This is a genomic window from Mesorhizobium sp. M5C.F.Ca.IN.020.29.1.1, from assembly GCF_003997375.1.
Classification (GTDB): Bacteria; Pseudomonadota; Alphaproteobacteria; order Rhizobiales; family Rhizobiaceae; genus Mesorhizobium; species Mesorhizobium wenxiniae.
Genome location: NZ_RZSW01000081.1, coordinates 1 through 16,333, shown reverse-complemented (window position 1 = coordinate 16,333; position 16,333 = coordinate 1). Strand labels below are relative to the sequence as shown.

Annotated in this window: 19 protein-coding genes and 2 pseudogenes; 10 read left to right on the top strand and 11 right to left on the bottom strand. The window is 62.6% G+C overall.

The genetic code is table 11. The features are described 5' to 3' along the window. From EOA85_RS09585 to cysS, 6 genes and pseudogenes are all read right to left on the bottom strand, one after another. Positions 1-646 (bottom strand): annotated as a pseudogene (locus EOA85_RS09585) (citramalate synthase); the annotation flags it as partial. Then, positions 643-1,599, bottom strand: a complete 957-nt coding sequence (gene pip / locus EOA85_RS09580; RefSeq protein ID WP_127209231.1) for a prolyl aminopeptidase — start codon at positions 1,597-1,599, stop codon at positions 643-645. The pseudogene EOA85_RS09585 and the gene pip, both read right to left, overlap by 4 nt. Further along, complete coding sequence (locus EOA85_RS09575; RefSeq protein WP_082982530.1) at positions 1,596-2,072, bottom strand: GFA family protein; 477 nt, start codon at positions 2,070-2,072, stop codon at positions 1,596-1,598. Before EOA85_RS09575 ends, pip begins: the two co-directional genes overlap by 4 nt. Further along, positions 2,069-2,560 (bottom strand): GFA family protein, encoded by a 492-nt coding sequence (locus EOA85_RS09570; RefSeq protein ID WP_065009826.1) that lies wholly within the window; start codon positions 2,558-2,560, stop codon positions 2,069-2,071. The genes EOA85_RS09575 and EOA85_RS09570 overlap by 4 nt, the downstream gene beginning before the upstream one ends. 4 nt (positions 2,561-2,564) lie before the next feature. Then, complete coding sequence (locus tag EOA85_RS09565) at positions 2,565-2,951, bottom strand: VOC family protein (protein WP_127209230.1); 387 nt, start codon at positions 2,949-2,951, stop codon at positions 2,565-2,567. Continuing rightward, positions 2,948-4,420, bottom strand: a complete 1,473-nt coding sequence (gene cysS / locus EOA85_RS09560; RefSeq protein ID WP_127209229.1) for a cysteine--tRNA ligase — start codon at positions 4,418-4,420, stop codon at positions 2,948-2,950. The genes EOA85_RS09565 and cysS overlap by 4 nt, the downstream gene beginning before the upstream one ends. Between cysS and EOA85_RS37375 the strand changes: the two genes are divergently transcribed. Then, the gene (locus EOA85_RS37375) at positions 4,408-5,025 is read left to right on the top strand and encodes a hypothetical protein (RefSeq protein ID WP_164759571.1); all 618 of its coding nucleotides are present in this window, start codon (positions 4,408-4,410) and stop codon (positions 5,023-5,025) included. The genes cysS and EOA85_RS37375 overlap by 13 nt on opposite strands. A 3-nt stretch (positions 5,026-5,028) precedes the next feature. On the opposite strand, the gene EOA85_RS09550 is transcribed toward EOA85_RS37375, so the two are convergent. Next, entirely contained in the window at positions 5,029-5,790 is a 762-nt protein-coding gene (locus tag EOA85_RS09550) for an SOS response-associated peptidase (protein WP_127209228.1), read from the bottom strand. A 123-nt stretch (positions 5,791-5,913) separates the two neighbouring features. Here EOA85_RS09550 and EOA85_RS09545 point away from each other — a divergent pair, with 123 nt between their 5' ends. The 4 genes from EOA85_RS09545 to EOA85_RS09530 all read left to right on the top strand — a co-directional run bounded on the left by EOA85_RS09545 (position 5,914) and on the right by EOA85_RS09530 (position 8,231). Then, complete coding sequence (locus tag EOA85_RS09545; protein WP_127209227.1) at positions 5,914-6,333, top strand: NUDIX domain-containing protein; 420 nt, start codon at positions 5,914-5,916, stop codon at positions 6,331-6,333. A 48-nt stretch (positions 6,334-6,381) separates the two neighbouring features. Further along, positions 6,382-6,759, top strand: a complete 378-nt coding sequence (locus EOA85_RS09540) for a TIGR02301 family protein (protein ID WP_029354446.1) — start codon at positions 6,382-6,384, stop codon at positions 6,757-6,759. A gap of 308 nt (positions 6,760-7,067) precedes the next feature. Continuing rightward, positions 7,068-7,325, top strand: coding sequence for a hypothetical protein (locus EOA85_RS09535; protein ID WP_029354447.1), 258 nt, complete (start codon positions 7,068-7,070; stop codon positions 7,323-7,325). A gap of 102 nt (positions 7,326-7,427) precedes the next feature. Then, the gene (locus EOA85_RS09530) at positions 7,428-8,231 is read left to right on the top strand and encodes a hypothetical protein (RefSeq protein WP_164759572.1); all 804 of its coding nucleotides are present in this window, start codon (positions 7,428-7,430) and stop codon (positions 8,229-8,231) included. A gap of 124 nt (positions 8,232-8,355) precedes the next feature. Here the strand turns inward: EOA85_RS09530 and EOA85_RS09525 are convergent, their stop codons facing one another. Next, complete coding sequence (locus EOA85_RS09525; protein WP_127209225.1) at positions 8,356-9,687, bottom strand: dihydroorotase; 1,332 nt, start codon at positions 9,685-9,687, stop codon at positions 8,356-8,358. 83 nt (positions 9,688-9,770) lie between these two features. On the opposite strand from EOA85_RS09525, the gene EOA85_RS09520 reads away from it, so the two are divergent. The 5 genes and pseudogenes from EOA85_RS09520 to EOA85_RS38810 all read left to right on the top strand — a co-directional run bounded on the left by EOA85_RS09520 (position 9,771) and on the right by EOA85_RS38810 (position 13,464). Next, positions 9,771-10,631, top strand: coding sequence for a folate-binding protein YgfZ (locus tag EOA85_RS09520; protein WP_095519639.1), 861 nt, complete (start codon positions 9,771-9,773; stop codon positions 10,629-10,631). Next, positions 10,631-11,263: an HD family hydrolase gene (locus tag EOA85_RS09515; protein WP_127209224.1), complete on the top strand. Its 633-nt coding sequence runs from the start codon at positions 10,631-10,633 to the stop codon at positions 11,261-11,263. The genes EOA85_RS09520 and EOA85_RS09515 overlap by 1 nt, the downstream gene beginning before the upstream one ends. Continuing rightward, the gene (locus EOA85_RS38820) at positions 11,230-12,111 is read left to right on the top strand and encodes a PAS-domain containing protein (protein ID WP_348627887.1); all 882 of its coding nucleotides are present in this window, start codon (positions 11,230-11,232) and stop codon (positions 12,109-12,111) included. The genes EOA85_RS09515 and EOA85_RS38820 overlap by 34 nt, the downstream gene beginning before the upstream one ends. Beyond that, a pseudogene (locus EOA85_RS38815) lies at positions 12,048-12,596 on the top strand (diguanylate cyclase); the annotation flags it as partial. The gene EOA85_RS38820 and the pseudogene EOA85_RS38815, both read left to right, overlap by 64 nt. Before the next feature lie 211 nt (positions 12,597-12,807). Next, positions 12,808-13,464, top strand: coding sequence for an EAL domain-containing protein (locus EOA85_RS38810; RefSeq protein WP_245485662.1), 657 nt, complete (start codon positions 12,808-12,810; stop codon positions 13,462-13,464). Between the two features lie 23 nt (positions 13,465-13,487). On the opposite strand, the gene EOA85_RS09505 is transcribed toward EOA85_RS38810, so the two are convergent. The 3 genes from EOA85_RS09505 to EOA85_RS09495 form a co-directional block, all read right to left on the bottom strand. After that, complete coding sequence (locus EOA85_RS09505; protein ID WP_127209223.1) at positions 13,488-13,760, bottom strand: DUF3303 family protein; 273 nt, start codon at positions 13,758-13,760, stop codon at positions 13,488-13,490. A 21-nt stretch (positions 13,761-13,781) separates the two neighbouring features. After that, positions 13,782-15,245, bottom strand: a complete 1,464-nt coding sequence (locus EOA85_RS09500) for a RimK family protein (RefSeq protein WP_065009819.1) — start codon at positions 15,243-15,245, stop codon at positions 13,782-13,784. Further along, the coding region (locus EOA85_RS09495) for a peptidase C39 family protein (RefSeq protein WP_127209222.1) at positions 15,242-16,333 on the bottom strand (1,092 nt) is incomplete at its 5' end. The genes EOA85_RS09500 and EOA85_RS09495, both read right to left, overlap by 4 nt.

Sequence of the window (16,333 nt, the reverse complement as noted above, 5' to 3'; positions counted from 1 at the left end):
CAGGGCCGGTGTCGTCATGGGCATGGATGCCGAGATGGTCTCCGGGAATGCCTGAGGCGATGACCTTCTCGACGATGGCGTGCACTTCCGACGGCTGCGTGCCGCCATTGGTGTCGCATAGCACCACCCAGCGCGCGCCGGCCTCGTAGGCGGTCTTTGCGCAGGCCAGCGCATAGGAGGTATTGGCCTTGAAGCCGTCGAAGAAATGCTCGCAATCAACCAGTGCTTCCTTGGCCGAGGCAATCGCCGCTTCGACCGAGGCCTTGATCGCTTCGAGGTTTTCCTCGTTCGTGCAGCCCAGCGCGATGCGGACATGGTAGTCCCAGCTCTTGGCGACAAAGCAAATGGCGTCCGACTTCGACTGGACCAATGCGGCAAGGCCTGGATCGTTCGAAGCCGACACCCCAGCCCGCTTGGTCATGCCGAAGGCGACGAATTTGGCACTGGCCGTGCGGGGCTCGGCGAAGAAGGCGGTGTCGGTCGGGTTGGCGCCGGGATAGCCGCCCTCGACATAGTCCATGCCGAACTGGTCGAGCAGCCCGGCGATGGCGATCTTGTCCTCGACTGAAAAGTCGATACCCGGTGTTTGCTGGCCATCACGCAGTGTCGTGTCGAAGAGATAGAGGCGCTCGCGGCCCATGATCATTTCCCCGCAAACCGATCCGTCGCCCGGATCAACCGGTCGAGGATGCCCGGCTCCGAATAGGCATGGCCGGCGCCCTCGATCAGGTGGAAATCCGCTTTCGGCCACGCCTTGTGCAGCGCCCAGGCATAGCGCGCCGGGCACGGCATGTCGTAGCGGCCATGAACGATGGTGCCGGGGATGTCCTTCAACTTGAAGGCATCACGCAGCAGTTGCCCTTCCTCCAGCCAGCCGGCATGGACGAAATAGTGGTTCTCGATGCGGGCGAAGGCCACGGCATAGTCGTCTTCGCCAAACCGGCTGCTGGTTTCCGGATCGGGCAATAGCGTGATCGTCTCGCCCTCCCACAGGCTCCAGGCGCGGGCGGCCTCGACCTGCGCCTTGCGGTCGCTGCCGACCAGCCGCTTGCGATAGGCGGCCATCATGTCGCCGCGCTCGGCCTCGGGGATCGGCGCCAGGAAGCGCTCCCATTTGTCGGGGAACATTTCCGAGACGCCAAACTGGTAATACCATTCGAGTTCCGCACGCGTCAGCGTATAGATGCCGCGCACGACCAGCTCGCTCACATGTTCGGGGTGTGTCTCGGCATAGGCCAGCGCCAGTGTCGATCCCCACGAGCCGCCGAACACCAGCCATTTGTCGAAGCCGCACATGTCGCGCAGGCACTCGATGTCGGCGACCAGATGCCAGGTGGTGTTGGCCTCGAGCAAGGCGTTGGGCGTCGACTTTCCGCAGCCGCGCTGATCGAACAGTATGACATCGTAAAGCTTCGGATCGAACAGTCGCCGGTGCTTTGGCGAGATGGTACCGCCCGGTCCGCCATGCAGGAACACAGCCGGCTTGGCACCCCTGGTGCCGGACCGCTCCCAATAGACCTGATGGCCGTCGCCGACATTGAGCATGCCTGACTCGAAAGCCTCGATCTCTGGGTAGAGGGTGCGGAGTTCATTGCTCATAATTTCAGGCCCTGCTGCGGCCAGTTGGCCGTCTCGTGATCCGGATGCTGGAAGGAGATGATCTGCTCCTGGCGGGTGTAGTAATCAGGATCGTCATGGACCGGCGCCTCGAAGATCTTCTCCACCCAGGGCAGCCGCGCGGCGTAGTTGACCTGGATCTGCGGCGCGAGGTCGGAGCGGTCGTCAAAAGCGCCGATGGCGATCTCAAGCCCGCCGGGCTGCCGATAGGTCAGCGGCGTGCCGCAGCGGGCGCAGAACCCGCGATCGATATTGACCGACGACTGAAAATAGCTCGGCTCCTCACGGACCCATTCGACGCCGTCCTTGGGCACCGTCACCAGTGCGCCGAAGAAGGAACCAAACTGCTTCTGGCACATACGGCAATGGCAGATGGACGGGCGCCCAAGCGCCCCACGGATGCGGAAACGTACGGCGCCGCACTGGCAGCCGCCGGTTCGAACGGTTTCGGTCATGATCTTTCCTCCGGCGGCCATTGTTCGGTGTCGTGGTCGGGATGCTGGTAGGAGACGAGATCGGCGAGATAGGAGGCTGACGAGATATCGGCCATCGTGTCCTCGCCGGGCAATTCGTGGATGCGGTCGACGTAGGGGAGCTTTGCTTCGGTACCCCACTGGATGGTCGGCGCGATCTCCTGCGGAGCATCGAAGGCGGCGATGGCGAGCGCGATACCCTCGGGCGCCTCGAAGGTCAGCGGGGTGCCGCAATCGGCGCAGAAGCCGCGCAATGCGGCGTTGGACGAGCGGAAGCGTTTGGGCTCGCCGCGCATCCAGTCGAGTTTTGCGCCACGCACCGACACCAGCGGCAGGTAGAAATTGCCGCTTGCCTTCTGGCACATGCGGCAATGGCAGACGGAGGCATCACCCAGCGCGCCTTCGACACGGAAGCGCACGGCGCCGCACTGGCAACCGCCTGTGTAGACCGGTCTGTTGTCTAGACTCATTGCTTCACTCCGCGGCATGGCAGACGGCTTCGATATTGTTGCCGTCGGGGTCGAAGACAAAGGCGCCATAGTAGTTCGCGTGATAGTGCGGACGCAGGCCTGGCCCGCCATTGTCCTTGCCGCCGGCGGCGATTGCGGCTGCATAGAAGGCGTCGACCTCGGCGCGGCTGCGCGCAGTGAAGGCGACGTGCTGACGGTCCTTCGGCTTGTCCTTCCCGGCATGCAGCCAGAACACCGGCCGGTCCCGGCCATAGCCGCCGACCTTGGCGCCGCCGGTATATTCCTGCGGCACCATATAGAGGAGCGCGGCACCGAGCGGCGCCATCGCCTTGTCATAGAACGCCTTGGAAGCGTCGAAATCGGAAACGGTGATGCCAAGATGATCGATCATCTTTTTACCTCCCAAGTGGTGATGCGGGCGCCGGTGACGGGATCTTTGCCGTCCTTCAACTGAATACCTTGCGCCAGCAAGTCGGCACGGATGCGGTCGGCCTCGGCCCAATTTCCGGCGGCGATCAGTGCGAGCCGTTTGGCGATCGCCCTGGCGATGGCGTCTTCATCGACCTTGGTCGGCGTGACGTCGAAGCCGAGAAACAGCAACGCCGCCTTCAGCGAAGCGGCAGCATCGTTGCCCGCTGCGGCAGCCTTGCCGGCACCGGCAGCACTGAAATCTACAGCCTCACCGGCCAACTGCGTCAGCACCTGGAACGCAGAATAGGTTGCGAGATCGTCCGACAGGGCTTCCACCACTTCCACCGGCAATTGCTTTGCCGCCGCCGGTGCCAGATCCGCCGCCCGCTTCCATTTGCGCAGCGTGTTTTCCGCCTCTTCCAGCTTGCGCACGGAAAAGTCGATCGGCTCGCGATAATGCGTCATCAGCATCGCCAGCCTGAGCACCTCGCCCGGCCATTTGCGGCCGCCAAAGGTATCCGTCTCCAGCAACTCGTTGATCGAGTAGAAGTTGCCCAGGCTCTTGGACATCTTCTGCCCCTCGACCTGCAGGAAGCCGTTGTGCATCCATACCTTGGCCATTACGTCAGTGCCGTGGGCGCAGCGCGACTGGGCGATCTCGTTTTCGTGGTGCGGGAAGATCAGATCGAGCCCGCCGCCATGGATGTCGAAGACCTCGCCGAGATAGGCGGCCGACATCGCCGAGCACTCGATGTGCCAGCCCGGCCGGCCTCTGCCCCACGGGCTGTCCCAGCCCGGCTCTTCCGGGGAGGACAGCTTCCACAGCACGAAATCGCCAGGGTTCTTCTTGTGGGGATCGACGGCGACGCGAACGCCGGCCTGCTGTTCGTCGAGATTGCGATTCGACAATTGGCCGTAGTCCGGCATCGAGGCCGTGTCGAACAGAACTTCGCCTGCCGCAACATAAGCATGGCGGCGTTCGATCAACCGTTGAATCAAGGAGATCATGTCGACTTTGCCATCGGCGCGCGGCTCGACGAATTCGGTGGCGCGCGGCTCGACCGTCGGTTCCAGGCAGCCGAGCGTCGCCACATCCTTGTGGAACTGGTCGGCGGTTTTTTCGGTGACGCGCCGGATCGCCTCGTTCAGCGACAGCTTTCCCGAGGCAATTTCGCCGCCGAAATCGCGCAGTGCGCGGTCATTGATCTTGTCGTCGACATCCGTGATGTTGCGCACATAGGTGACGTGCGCTTGCCCGTAGAGATGGCGCAGCAGACGGAACAGCACGTCGAAGACGATCACTGGCCGCGCGTTGCCGATATGGGCAAAGTCGTAGACCGTCGGGCCGCAGACATACATGCGCACATTGCGCGGATCGATCGGGAAGAAATCCTCCTTCGTCCGCGTCAGCGTGTTGTAGAGGCGCAGGCTCTTCGATGCGTCAGACATTCGTGCCTTCCCGGTGCGTTACCTTTTGGTTGGGGCCACTTGCGCTGAGACGCAAATCAGGCACCAGCCTGCTGGCCGGGGCGTTTGTCCACTCTAGAAGGAAGATAGGCGAAAACGTCCGGACCAGCGCGAAGCTAGCCAATAATGCAAATGCCACAAATGGCGAAAGACGTTCTCATGAGCGGCTTTATCGCCTCACCCAGTGTTGCCGTCAAGTCGCAACTTTCGGCAAAAAGAGTCGCCGGATCACAGGTAATGACGCAGTGAAATATTTTATTAAACATCTCGGCACAGTCATGAAACATTCGCCGGCTAGATCACCAGATGTCACGATTTGGTCGGATTCGACCAGCAAACGCGGACACGAAGACGTTACCAGGGAAGAGAAAAATGCCCCGAACCAAGCAGGACTCCAGCAGCGCGAAGCAACCGGCGCTCGCCAGCCAATACCGGGCGATCGGCCCGGCCGCGATCGTCGCCGCCCTTCTCCATACCGCGAAGAAGAAAAAGCCGGCGCAAAAGATCACATCGCCGCGCGCTGCCTGATGCGACGTCAGCCGACGCCATGCGCCGGCAATGAGGCGCCGAATGTGCCAGGAAAATAGCTGCTAGAACAAGGTCATCTGACTGTCGTCCGCGCCGGGATTCTGGCGCCTGGCCTTCTCGGGCTCCGGCCCCACGACGCCCCTTTCCTGAATCTCCGGTCCGGTGTTGGCGACCTCGTTGACGAGGTCGGAAACCGGGACAGCCTCGAAGAAGTCGAGTTGTGCCGGTCTGAGCAGGTCCGCCACGTCGCGCGGCTCCAGGGTGCGGCAATCCAGCCAGCGGGCGAAATCCTGCGGATCTATCACTACCGGCATCCGGTCATGGCTGTGGGCGATGTCGGAATTGGCGTTTACGGTCAGGATGGCGCCGGTGTCCATTTCGGAACCGCCCGGCTCGGCATAGGTCTCGATCAGCCCGGCGAAGGCGACAAGTCCGCCATGCCTCGGCCGCACCCAATAGGGCTGCCCCCTCTTGCCGCCTGATTGACGCCATTCGTAGAAGCCGGAAGCCGGCACCAAAGCGCGGCGATGGCGCATGGCGGTGCGAAACGAGGCCTTTTCCGTTGCTCCCTCCGAGCGCGCGTTGAACAGCAGCGGAAACTCACGCGTGTCCTTCACCCAGGCCGGGATCAGCCCCCAACGCACCAATATCGACTGCCGGTCGGGCTGGTTCGAGCCTGGCGCCTGCGGCAAGCCTGCAATTGCCATCAGGACCGGCTGCGTCGGCGCGATGTTGTAGCGGGCCGGAAAATGCTCCAGCTCCGCCAGACCGAGAAAAGCGGCAGTCTGGTCCGGCGTGGCGGTCAAGGCAAAGCGTCCGCACATAAGCTAAACTCGTTGAAACGGTCGGATGCGAAGGTGGCGATGGAACCGGCGTCGCGCAACCGCTAATGCTTCTTCACGCCGACCGGTCCACAACCGGCTGCAGCGAATGACGATCGGAGATCCATGGACGGAATGCGCAAGATTCTCCCGGCTGTCTCGGTCGCCATTGTCCGCGGCGACACGGTGCTGCTGGTCAAGCGGGCGCGGCAGCCTTCGCAAGGATTTTACGCCTTTCCAGGCGGCAAGGTCGAGGTCGGCGAAACGCTGGAACACGCCGCGCAACGCGAATTGCTGGAGGAAACCGGGTTGCATGCGCACAACTACCGCGCACTTCGGGAAATCCACATCGACGGCGGCAGCGACGGGCACTCGGTCGACTATCTGCTGACGGTGTTCGGCGCTACCTATGCCGGGGGCGAGCCCGTGGCCAGCGACGACGCCGAGAACGCCGCCTTCTATACGCTCAGCGAAATGACGGCGCTGCCGCTTGCCGCTTCGGTGTTTGCCGTTGCCGAAGAATTGCTCAGGAATGCAGGGGCGTAACCTCCAAAATCGCCTTGCAGGCGACAGATTGTTTGGCCACATAGACTCATGATCCGCGCATCGCTTTTCCTTGCAGCTTGCCTCGCCGCCAGTACGGCATTCGGGGCGCGGCCGGCTCTGGCCGCCGAGTCGCCGTTCGAGCCGGGGCTGATGCGGCTGGCGGAGGTGCTTGGATCGCTGCATTTCCTGCGTAATCTGTGCGGCGAGAAGGGCGACCAGTGGCGGGTCGAGATGGAGAAGCTGATTGCTTCGGAAAATCCGGACTCGGAGCGGCGCGCCCGCTTCATCGCCAGCTTCAACCGCGGCTACCGCTCCTTCGGCGGCACCTACACGCAGTGTACCGCCTCGGCGACCGAAGCCATCAGCCGCTATATGAAGGAGGGCGAGACGCTCTCGCGCGACATCGCCTCGCGCTACGGCAACTGACCGTGACACCTCGCTGCTTGTCCGGTGGCGCCTTAATCCTTGTGTTGCACGTTTGCAACGGTATTAACGAAACGTTACGGCGCGGATGCGGAATTAACTCAAACTGAAGGTTTTCATCCCGCTCGCCGGCCTAATCGGCTAAGTTTGAATCGGATCGAACGCAGGTTTGAAAAACGTGACGAGCCCTTGTCGAAACGACCCTAGAAATGTCGTATTTACAAGTACTTACTTAACCTGCGTGTAAAAAGGGACAGCCCAAGCCTGATCCGCATCTGCCGGATCGCCGCTTGAAAAGGGTGGACATCGCAATGGAACATGCCGTCAACGACATCGACGCGCTGGTCAGGGAAGAAAAGCGCCTGACCGCCGTGGAAAGCCACAGCGAGGCCTGGGCGGAAGGGCTTTCGGCTGGAATCGAGCCGGAAATCATCGCCGAAGCGGCCCTTGAAACGGCGTTCGGTGAAATGCTGCGCGCCAATGGCGAGACCTCCGCCCTTGCCCTGCTCGACCGCATGCGTGAAAAGGTGATAGCCGGGGCCTTCGAACCAGGACGGCTGAGGCACTGAACCGGCATCAGGCTCTTTGACAACGGCGTGCCGCTTGGGCGGTCATGCCCCGGGCACCTGGGCGGGCCTGGGGATCTGGACGGAATCATGGAGAGGCAGGCGGTGAATTTTTCGACATCAGGCCAGCCGCGTGGCTTGGCCCTCAGCATCCGGCTCGTCGCTTTTTGCGCCGCGGTCCCTCTGGCTTTTTGCCTCGCAAGCAGCCCTGCTTATGCGCTGAGTGAAATCAAGCGCGAGGACCTGCCCTCGCCAGTCACGCCGCCCGCCGATGACGACATGTCGCCGCCCGGAACCGCGGTGCCGATGCCCGATCCGCTCGGCACGACACCGCCTGCGACCAACCAGCCGAGGCCCCCCGACGAGCGGGAACAGGTCGAACCGGAAGGGCCAAAAGACGATGGTGGCATGACCAATCCGCAAGCCGATCCGGATGAACCCTTGCCCGAGGTCGTCTACGATCTCGGCAAGCTGCCGGAGCCGGTCAGGCGCATGCACGATTTGATCCTCGAGGCCTGCAAGAGCGGCGACATCGAAAAGCTCCGGCCGTTGATCGGCCAGGGCGATACGATGACCCAATTGTCGCTGAGCGAGATCGAAGGCGACCCGATCACCTTCCTGAAAGGTCTTTCGGGCGACACGGAAGGCCAGGAGATCCTCGCCATCCTGGAAGAGGTGCTCAGTGCCGGCTATGTCCATGTCGATGCCGGCACGCCGCAGGAGCTCTATGTCTGGCCATATTTCTTCGCGCTGCCGCTGGACAAGCTCGACGCCAGGCAGCGGGTCGAGCTGTTCAAGATCGTCACCGCCGGCGACTATGACAGCATGAAGCAGTTCGGCGCCTACATCTTCTACCGCGTCGGCATCACGCCGGACGGACAGTGGACATTCTTCGTCGCCGGGGATTGAGCGGCATTGCTCTTTCCTACCCTCAAGCCCGCTTAGAGCATCGGAGTGGGTCCCCGCTTTGGAAAAGCCGATGCTCAAAGAAAGAGATAGACCGGCGGTCCGATCGATTTGAAAGTCCGCCGCTCTAGACCGGCAGCGCCTCGGAAAACTCCACAGCCTTGCCCTGCCCTGGCGTGACGATCTCGCCTTCCCACATCACGCGGCGGCCGCGGACGACTGTTCCGACCGGCCACCCGGTCACTTCTCTGCCGTCATAGGGCGTCCAGCCGGCCTTGGAGCCGGCCTGCGCATTGGTGATGGTTTCGCGGCGCTTCAGATCGACGATGGTGAAATCGGCGTCGTAGCCGGCGGCGATGCGGCCTTTCCTGGCCATGCCGAAGATACGCTGCGGGCCGTGGCTGGACAGGTCGACGAAACGTTGCAACGTCAGCCGGCCGGCATTGACGTGATCCAGCATGATCGGCACCAGTGTCTGCACGCCGGTCATGCCGGACGGCGAGGCAGGATAGAGTTTTGCCTTCTCCGCCAGCGTGTGGGGGGCGTGGTCGGAACCCAGCACATCGACAATGCCTTGTGCAATGCCGTGCCAGATGCCGTCGTGGTGGCGCGATGCGCGCACCGGTGGGTTCATCTGGATCAGCGTGCCAAGCCGCGCATAATCGTCCAGGCTCAGCGTCAAGTGATGCGGCGTCGCCTCGCAGGTCGCGACGTCCTTGTGCTGCTCGAGGAAGGCGATCTCCTCTGCGGTCGAGATGTGCAGCACGTGAATCCGGGCGCGAACCTGGCGCGCGATGCGCACCAGGCGCTCGGTGCAGCGCAAGGCGGCGATCTCGTCGCGCCACACCGGATGCGAGGACGGATCGCCCTCGATGCGCTCACTCAGCCGCTCGCGCAACCTTAACTCGTCCTCGGAATGAAAGGCGGCCCGACGGCGCGTATTCCTCAGAATCGAGGCGACGCCCTCATCGTCCTCGACCAAAAGGTCGCCGGTGGACGAGCCCATGAATACTTTTATGCCGGCAGCACCGGGTAGCCGCTCCAGTTCGCCGGCATCCCCGGCATTGTCGCGGGTGCCGCCGACCCAGAAGGCAAAGTCGCAATGCATGCGGCCGGTGGCGCGCCGAACCTTGTCGGCAAGGGCTGCTTCGCTGGTGGTCAGCGGGTTTGTGTTGGGCATCTCGAAGACGGCGGTGACGCCGCCCAGCACCGCTGCCCGCGAGCCTGTCTCCAAATCTTCCTTGTGCTCCAGCCCTGGCTCGCGGAAATGCACCTGGCTGTCGACGACGCCGGGCAGGATGTGCAGGCCACGACAGTCGACCGTCTCGCCGGCTGATGCCTGGCCGAGATCGCCGATGGCGGCGATGCGCCCGCCGTTGATGCCGATGTCGCGCTGGCCCTCGCCATCGTGGTTGACCACCGTGCCGCCTGTCAGGATGAGGTTGTAGGTCGTGGCCATGCTGATCCGGTCTCTTGCGGGGGGAGTGTCAGCGGCTTACGTAATGGCCGACTGTTTTGCAACATCAGGTTCTTTTTCCGCCCATGCCCTTTGCCCAGTTGAAAGACCGCGCCCTCATTTCCGTGTCAGGCCCGGATGCCGAGATTTTTTTGCAGAACATTCTGACCACCGACCTCGACGCACTGGCTGCGGGCGAAGCAAAACCTGGCGCCTTGCTGACGCCGCAAGGCAAGATCCTGTTCGACTTCCTGATCTCCCGCGCTGGCGAGAATTCCTTCCGCCTAGAATGCCGAGCCGATATATCAGACGATTTCATGCGCCGGCTGATGCTCTACAAATTGCGCGCCAAGGTCGAGATCGCCAAGTTAGATCAGGGGCTTGTCACCGTCGCGTGGGGAAGTGATTCAACCACTTCGCAATCTGATTCAACGCCGGTTGCCGATGCACGGTTCCGCGACGCGTCCGTGACGCGCTGTTATGGCGGCACGGGTGAGGGCGGCGACCCGGCCGCATGGCAGGCTCTGCGCATCGCCCATGGGATTGCCGAAAGCGGCTGCGACTATCCGCTCGGCGACGCCTTCCCCCATGATGTGCTGCTCGACGAGACCGGCGGCGTCGGCTTCAGGAAGGGCTGCTATGTCGGCCAGGAGGTCGTCTCGCGCATGCAGCATCGCGGCACCGCCAGACGGCGGGTGCTGATCGTTTCGGCCGAACGGCCCCTGCCCGCTCCTGGCGCCGAACTGACAGTTTCCGGGCGACCGGTCGGCACGCTTGGCACTGCCGCCGGCACGGCAGGCCTCGCCATAGCCCGTATCGACCGCGTCAAGGCAGCGCTCGACGCCGGCCAGCCGATCATGGCGGAAGACGTCCCTGTGTCGCTCGCCATCCCTGCCTGGGCGAAGTTCACCTTCCCGCAGCAACCTGTCGGCGCGGAGGAGACCTGATGGCGGCCGACCGTGCCGGCGCGCCGCCGCGCGCTTGGCAGCGCATGCTGTCGGGCCGGCGGCTCGATCTGCTCGACCCCTCGCCGCTCGACATCGAGATTTCGGACATCGCCCAGGGGCTTGCCCGCGTCGCCCGCTGGAACGGCCAGACCAGCGGCGACCACGCCTTTTCCGTCGCCCAGCATTCGCTGCTGGTCGAGGCGCTTTTCGGCCAGCTGGTGCCAGACGCCCCGGCCGACGCGCGGCTGGCGGCTTTGCTGCACGACGCGCCGGAATATGTCATCGGCGACATGATCTCACCGTTCAAATCGGTGATGGGCGGCAGCTACAAGGAGTGCGAGCTGAGGCTGCAGCGCGCCATCCAGCTGCGCTTGTCGCTGCCGGTCGAACCTAGCGCGGGCCTGCGCAAGGAGATCAAGCGCGCCGACCAGATCGCCGCCTATTTCGAGGCGACGCTGCTTGCCGGCTTTTCGACCGCCGAGGCGACCGAATTCTTCGGCCGGCCGCGCGGCTTCAATGCCAATCGCTTCGATTTCACACCGCGTTCGGTGACCTGGGCGCAAAACGCGTTCCTCGAACGGTATGCGGCGATCGAGAAATGGCGGCGCCAAACGGTGCAGCCGGCCGACTGAAAAACGGTAAATTAACCGGAAAGGACAACAGTACCGTGTTCGATCACGGTCTGCAGGCGCGCCTCATGTCCGTCACTCAAGCCAAGGCTGGTTCGCCCGTCCGCGGACGGAGGGCCGAAGGCATAGGCCTGCCGCGACGGATAGAAAACGAACTGCGCAAACAGAATGATCGTTTTTCGGCCGCCGTCGAGAACATGTCGCATGGCTTGGCCATGTTCGATGCCGACGAGCACATGATCATCTGCAACGGCAATTATATCAGCATCTTCTGCCTCGACGCCGAGATCGTGCGGCCCGGCATCCGGTTTTTCGACATTCTCCAGCACAGCGTCGACATCGGCGTCGCCTCGCACAGCGCCGAAGAACTTTATGCCATCCGCAAGCCCTATATCGACCAGGCGAAACCTTCGACCTATGAGGAAACGCTGTCGGATGGGCGCATAGTTAACATTTCGCACCGGCCGCTTGCTTCAGGGGGCTGGGTGTCGATCTATGAGGACATCACCGAGCAACGGCGTGCCGAACAGGAACTGAAGGAGCAGCACCGCCGTTTCGACGCAGCACTCGCCAACATGTCGCAAGGCCTTTTGATGTATGACTCGGACGGCAGGCTGATCGTGCGCAACGAACGTTTCCTGGAACTCTACCACGTGACGCCGGCCGACATTCCGCTTGGCATGGGCCACCGCGACGCGCTCGAGCAACTCGTCCGCCTGGGTCTCTATGCAGAGATCGACATCGACAGCGAAATCTCGAAAACCGCGGCCTGCCTTCAAGCCGGAGAATGCGGTCGACCTACCGCCATCTTGCCGATGGCAGAACCCTTTTGGTCGTGCGACGGCCGATGAGTGGCGGCGGATGGGTCGCAACCTTCGACGACGTTACCGAGCGCCGCCGCGTCGAAGAGCGCATGACCCACCTTGCGCATCACGACACGCTGACCAACCTGCCCAATCGCTCAATGTTCCGCGAACGGCTCGACCAGGCCTTGGATGAGGCCACGGACCTGGCGATATTCTCGCTCGACCTCGATCGCTTCAAGGCCGTCAACGACACCTGGGGGCATCCGGCCGGCGACTGGCTGCTGAAATGCGTGGCCGAGCGGCTGCAACGTTGCCTACGCAACGAAACGGACGTAGTCGCTCGTTTCGGCGGCGATGAGTTCGTCATCATCCAGTCCAATACCAAAGGTGCCGGCGACGCGGAAAAACTGGCAGCACGCATTGTCGACATCATCGGAAGGCCGTTTCGCGACAAAAGCCGCGACATGCATATCGGCATCAGCCTTGGCATCGCCCTTTTCCCCAATGACGGCAGGGATGCCGACACGCTGCTGAAAAACGCCGACATGGCCCTCTACAGGGCGAAAAGCGAAGGACGCAACGTCTATCGCTTCTTCGAGCCAGGCATGGATGCGATGGTACGGGCACGACGCGCACTCGAAACCGATCTGGAGGCAGCGCTGCGGCGGCAGGAATTCGAGCTCGACTTCCAACCCATCATGAACATCGCTTCCAGCGAAATCGTCGGCGCCCGAAGCCCTGATGCGGTGGCACTCGCCGGCACGCGGCTTGGTGCCGCCAGACGACTTCATCCCGGTCGCCGAAGAGATTGGGCTGATCGTGCCGCTGGGAGAATGGGCGCTGAGGAACGCCTGCACAGTTGCGGCGGGCTGGCCGCATGGGCTGCGTATCGCGGTCAATGTCTCGGCTGTGCAGATCAAAAGCGGCACCTTTGCCCGCAGCGTGATCTCCGCGCTGGCATTTTCCGGCGTGCCGGCCGATCGGCTTGAACTGGAAATCACCGAAACGGTGCTGATGGATGAGAGCGATACCGTGCTCAAGACGCTCAGCCAGTTGCGCGACCTCGGCATCCGTATCGCGCTGGACGATTTCGGCATCGGTTATTCGTCGCTCAGCTATCTCCGCCGCTTCCCGGTCGACAAGATCAAGATCGACCGCTCCTTTATTCGTGACATCGACAAGCGCGACACGGCCGCGATCGTGCGGACGGTCATCGGCCTCGGTGCCCAACTTGGGATCACCGTCACCGCCGAGGGCGTCGAAACCGAAGCTCAGCTGGAGTTCCTGAGCAGGGAAGGCTGCGTCGAGGCCCAGGGCTATTTGATCGGCGCACCGTCGAAGGCGGCGGACATCAATCCCCTGCCGAAGTCGCGCGCCGCGATCAGGCAATCCGGCTAAGTGCGACAGGCCAGACGAGCCAGTCAAAGGTGTCCGCTCAATGCCTCCACCATGTCCTTGTTCGTCGCCACAGGAACGATCTCGAATTCGACCAGATCCGCCCATTCGACGACCCACTGTTGCAGGGGCGTGACGTCATCGCCCTCCACCAGCAGGAAGCAGCGGCTCATATCCGCCGCGATCCAGCTGTGGTGCACAAGAAGCGCGTCCGGCTTCAGGCGGCCCTGGTCGCGGAAGCGACGGTAGATCTCCTTGCGATCACAGCCGCGAAAATCCTCGGTCACAAAAAACAGCATCTCTGCCCCCCTCTCGGATGATTATCGCCCCGGCCGGTCGAGCCGCTCCAGGAACCACTGCGTCAGCCGCACCCAGACCTCATCTTTTTCGCCGGAATCCTCCCAGCCATGGTCGAGGTTGGGATTGTCGTTGACCTCGATGACGAAGACACCGTCCTTGGTCTCCTTGAGGTCCACCCCGTAGAGGCCATCGCCGATACAGCGCGCGGCCCTCACCGCCGTCTCGATGACATGGGCCGGCGCCTCTTTCAAGGTAAAGGTCTTGATGCCGCCCTGGTCGGGCTTGCCGTTGGCCTTGTGGTTGACGATCTGCCAGTGCTTTTTGGCCATCAGATAGTGCACGGCAAACAGAGGCTGGCCGCCGAGCACGCCGACGCGCCAGTCATATTCGGTCGGAATGAATTTCTGCGCGATCAAGAGATCGGAATCCTCCAGCCATTCGGTGGCTAGCGTTTTCAGCTCCTCGAAGGTGCCGCATTTCTTGACGCCGCGTGAAAACGACGAGTCCGGGATCTTCAGCACCAGCGGAAAGCCCAGCGTCTGCGCCGCGACTTCGAGATCCGAGGTGCCGGCGATCATCACCGTCGGTGGCACCGGAACCTTGTTGTAGGTCATCAGCTCGTTAAGATAGACCTTGTTGGTACAGCGGATCATCGACAGCGGATCATCGATGACAGGCATGCCTTCCTGCTGGGCGCGGCGCGCAAAGCGATAAGTGTGGTCGGAGATCGAAGTGGTCTCGCGGATGAACAGCGCGTCGTAGTTGGCGAGTTTGGCCAAATCCTTTTTGGTGATCGGCTCGATTTCGACGCCCATCTTTTCGGCGATCTTGGCCCAGTAGCGCAGCGACGAGATCTCCGATGGCGGCAACTCCTCGTGCGGATCGACCAGCGTGGCGAAGGTGTAGCGCGCCGGCGTGCGGCCTTTGGTGTCACGCCACTCGCGGTTGGTGTAGGTCTCGAGGCACTGAAGGAAGCGCTTTTCTTCCTCCTCGGTCATCCTGGCCAGCGGATGGAAGCTGATCTTGCGGATCGACGCCCATTCGGAGCTGTCCGTGATGTGGACTTCCAGTGCCGGCGCGCGAAACCAATCGAACAAAAGCTTGGCAAAGCGATCCCATATCCTCGACGGGCCGATGCCGAAGAAGATGCAGACTTTTTGCGGAAAGGCGCCGCCCAGATCCTTGCGGCACTTGTTGAGCGCGAGTTCCAGCTCCGGCAGCGCGTGATCATAGAGCTTGCGCTCGGACAGGTCGATCATCGTCTCGACCGTCGGGATGACCTTGTGTCCGCGCGAGCCGGCGAGCAGCGAGGCGTAGTAGCCGCGGCTTTGATAGCCGTAATTGTTCGACAGGTTGATGACCTTCGGCCGCTGGCCGCGAAACAGCGCCGGATGGGCAAGGTAGTCGCGATTGGTGATGATCTTGTGCGGTGTCGCCACCTGATCGAGATCGTTCTGCCGGCCGGTAAGGATGACCCAGGTCATTGTCTGTCGCGCTTTCCGAGGGTAATGGCGGCACGCAATCCGTCGCGGCCGAACTGCGCCATGTTCATAAAGATGCCGTAAGGCACGGGAATATTGGCGGCATCAAGAATGGTCTCCTGTCTCTCGTCTTCGACCCAGGGATCGTGGATCAGGATATGGTCGCCGTCGTCGCCGATGGCCAGCACCCAGTGCGGAACTTTCTTGCCGAACATCAGGAAGCCGCTGATCAGGACCAACACCAGTTTACCCTCGGCGATCGCGGTGCGGATATCGTCTATGGCGAATGGACGGTAATTCACCGGGATGCCGTAAAGTTCCGCGCGCCGGCGAAAGTCGACCTGCGCCAGTTCCATCACCCGGCGCTTGTCCTGGCTGCGCACCGACTGCAGGAACAGCGCGCCATGGAAGGAGACATATATCTCGGCAGAGAGCCCGCTTTCGTGGCCGGCAACGGCGAGGCCGAACGGCTCACAGCCGCCAGGCCCCGACATCATGAAAACGGTGGTCGCCTCGCGCCACAAACGGATTTCCATGACCGGGTCGGGCACGAAGCCGGGCTCGAAATTGGCCATTGCCATCATCAGGCAGCACGGGCCGCAGGTGAATTCGCAGGTCTGCTGGTAGAACGGCACCTTGGTGGCGACCGGAATGTCGCCGCGCAAAGTCTTTTCGTAGCGCAGCGCCGTGGCGCCGTCCTCGTAATAGCCCGGTTCGCGGCCGATCTTGCGGTAGCCGCTCTGCTCGTAGATGCGAATGGCCCGGCTGTTGTCCTCGCGCACCTCGAGGCGCAGCATCATGCGGTTGTGTTCGAAGGCGGTCTCCTCCGCCGATGCCAGCAGCATGCGGCCAATGCCGAGCCCGCCGAAAAAGGGACCGATGGCGATGGAATAGAGCCGCGCGACGCCGCTGCCTTTGCGAAACAGCACGACCGCATAGCCGGCGACGCGGCCGTCGCTTTCGGCAACCAGCAGCTCGGCACTTTCGCGTTCGATCAGCTGGCGAAAGGAGCGGCGGGATATGCGGTCGCTCGAGAAAACAGCCTTCTCGATGACGGCGAGGTCATCGACGTCGGACGCGCGGGCCTTGCG

Excerpts from the sequence above, each read along its gene's own strand:
- EOA85_RS09535 (WP_029354447.1), top strand. The coding sequence starts at position 7,068 with ATGGAACATGCCGTCAACGACATCGACGCGCTGGTCAGGGAAGAAAAG.
- pip (WP_127209231.1), bottom strand. The coding sequence starts at position 1,599 with ATGAGCAATGAACTCCGCACCCTCTACCCAGAGATCGAGGCTTTCGAG.
- EOA85_RS09525 (WP_127209225.1), bottom strand. The coding sequence starts at position 9,687 with ATGGCCACGACCTACAACCTCATCCTGACAGGCGGCACGGTGGTCAAC.
- EOA85_RS09545 (WP_127209227.1), top strand. The coding sequence starts at position 5,914 with ATGGACGGAATGCGCAAGATTCTCCCGGCTGTCTCGGTCGCCATTGTC.
- EOA85_RS38810 (WP_245485662.1), top strand. The coding sequence starts at position 12,808 with ATGCGGTGGCACTCGCCGGCACGCGGCTTGGTGCCGCCAGACGACTTC.
- EOA85_RS09570 (WP_065009826.1), bottom strand. The coding sequence starts at position 2,560 with ATGAGTCTAGACAACAGACCGGTCTACACAGGCGGTTGCCAGTGCGGC.
- EOA85_RS38820 (WP_348627887.1), top strand. The coding sequence starts at position 11,230 with ATGGCGGCGCCAAACGGTGCAGCCGGCCGACTGAAAAACGGTAAATTA.
- EOA85_RS09505 (WP_127209223.1), bottom strand. The coding sequence starts at position 13,760 with ATGCTGTTTTTTGTGACCGAGGATTTTCGCGGCTGTGATCGCAAGGAG.
- EOA85_RS09575 (WP_082982530.1), bottom strand. The coding sequence starts at position 2,072 with ATGACCGAAACCGTTCGAACCGGCGGCTGCCAGTGCGGCGCCGTACGT.
- EOA85_RS09550 (WP_127209228.1), bottom strand. The coding sequence starts at position 5,790 with ATGTGCGGACGCTTTGCCTTGACCGCCACGCCGGACCAGACTGCCGCT.
- EOA85_RS09500 (WP_065009819.1), bottom strand. The coding sequence starts at position 15,245 with ATGACCTGGGTCATCCTTACCGGCCGGCAGAACGATCTCGATCAGGTG.
- cysS (WP_127209229.1), bottom strand. The coding sequence starts at position 4,420 with ATGTCTGACGCATCGAAGAGCCTGCGCCTCTACAACACGCTGACGCGG.
- EOA85_RS09540 (WP_029354446.1), top strand. The coding sequence starts at position 6,382 with ATGATCCGCGCATCGCTTTTCCTTGCAGCTTGCCTCGCCGCCAGTACG.
- EOA85_RS09565 (WP_127209230.1), bottom strand. The coding sequence starts at position 2,951 with ATGATCGATCATCTTGGCATCACCGTTTCCGATTTCGACGCTTCCAAG.
- EOA85_RS09515 (WP_127209224.1), top strand. The coding sequence starts at position 10,631 with ATGGCGGCCGACCGTGCCGGCGCGCCGCCGCGCGCTTGGCAGCGCATG.
- EOA85_RS37375 (WP_164759571.1), top strand. The coding sequence starts at position 4,408 with ATGCGTCAGACATTCGTGCCTTCCCGGTGCGTTACCTTTTGGTTGGGG.
- EOA85_RS09520 (WP_095519639.1), top strand. The coding sequence starts at position 9,771 with ATGCCCTTTGCCCAGTTGAAAGACCGCGCCCTCATTTCCGTGTCAGGC.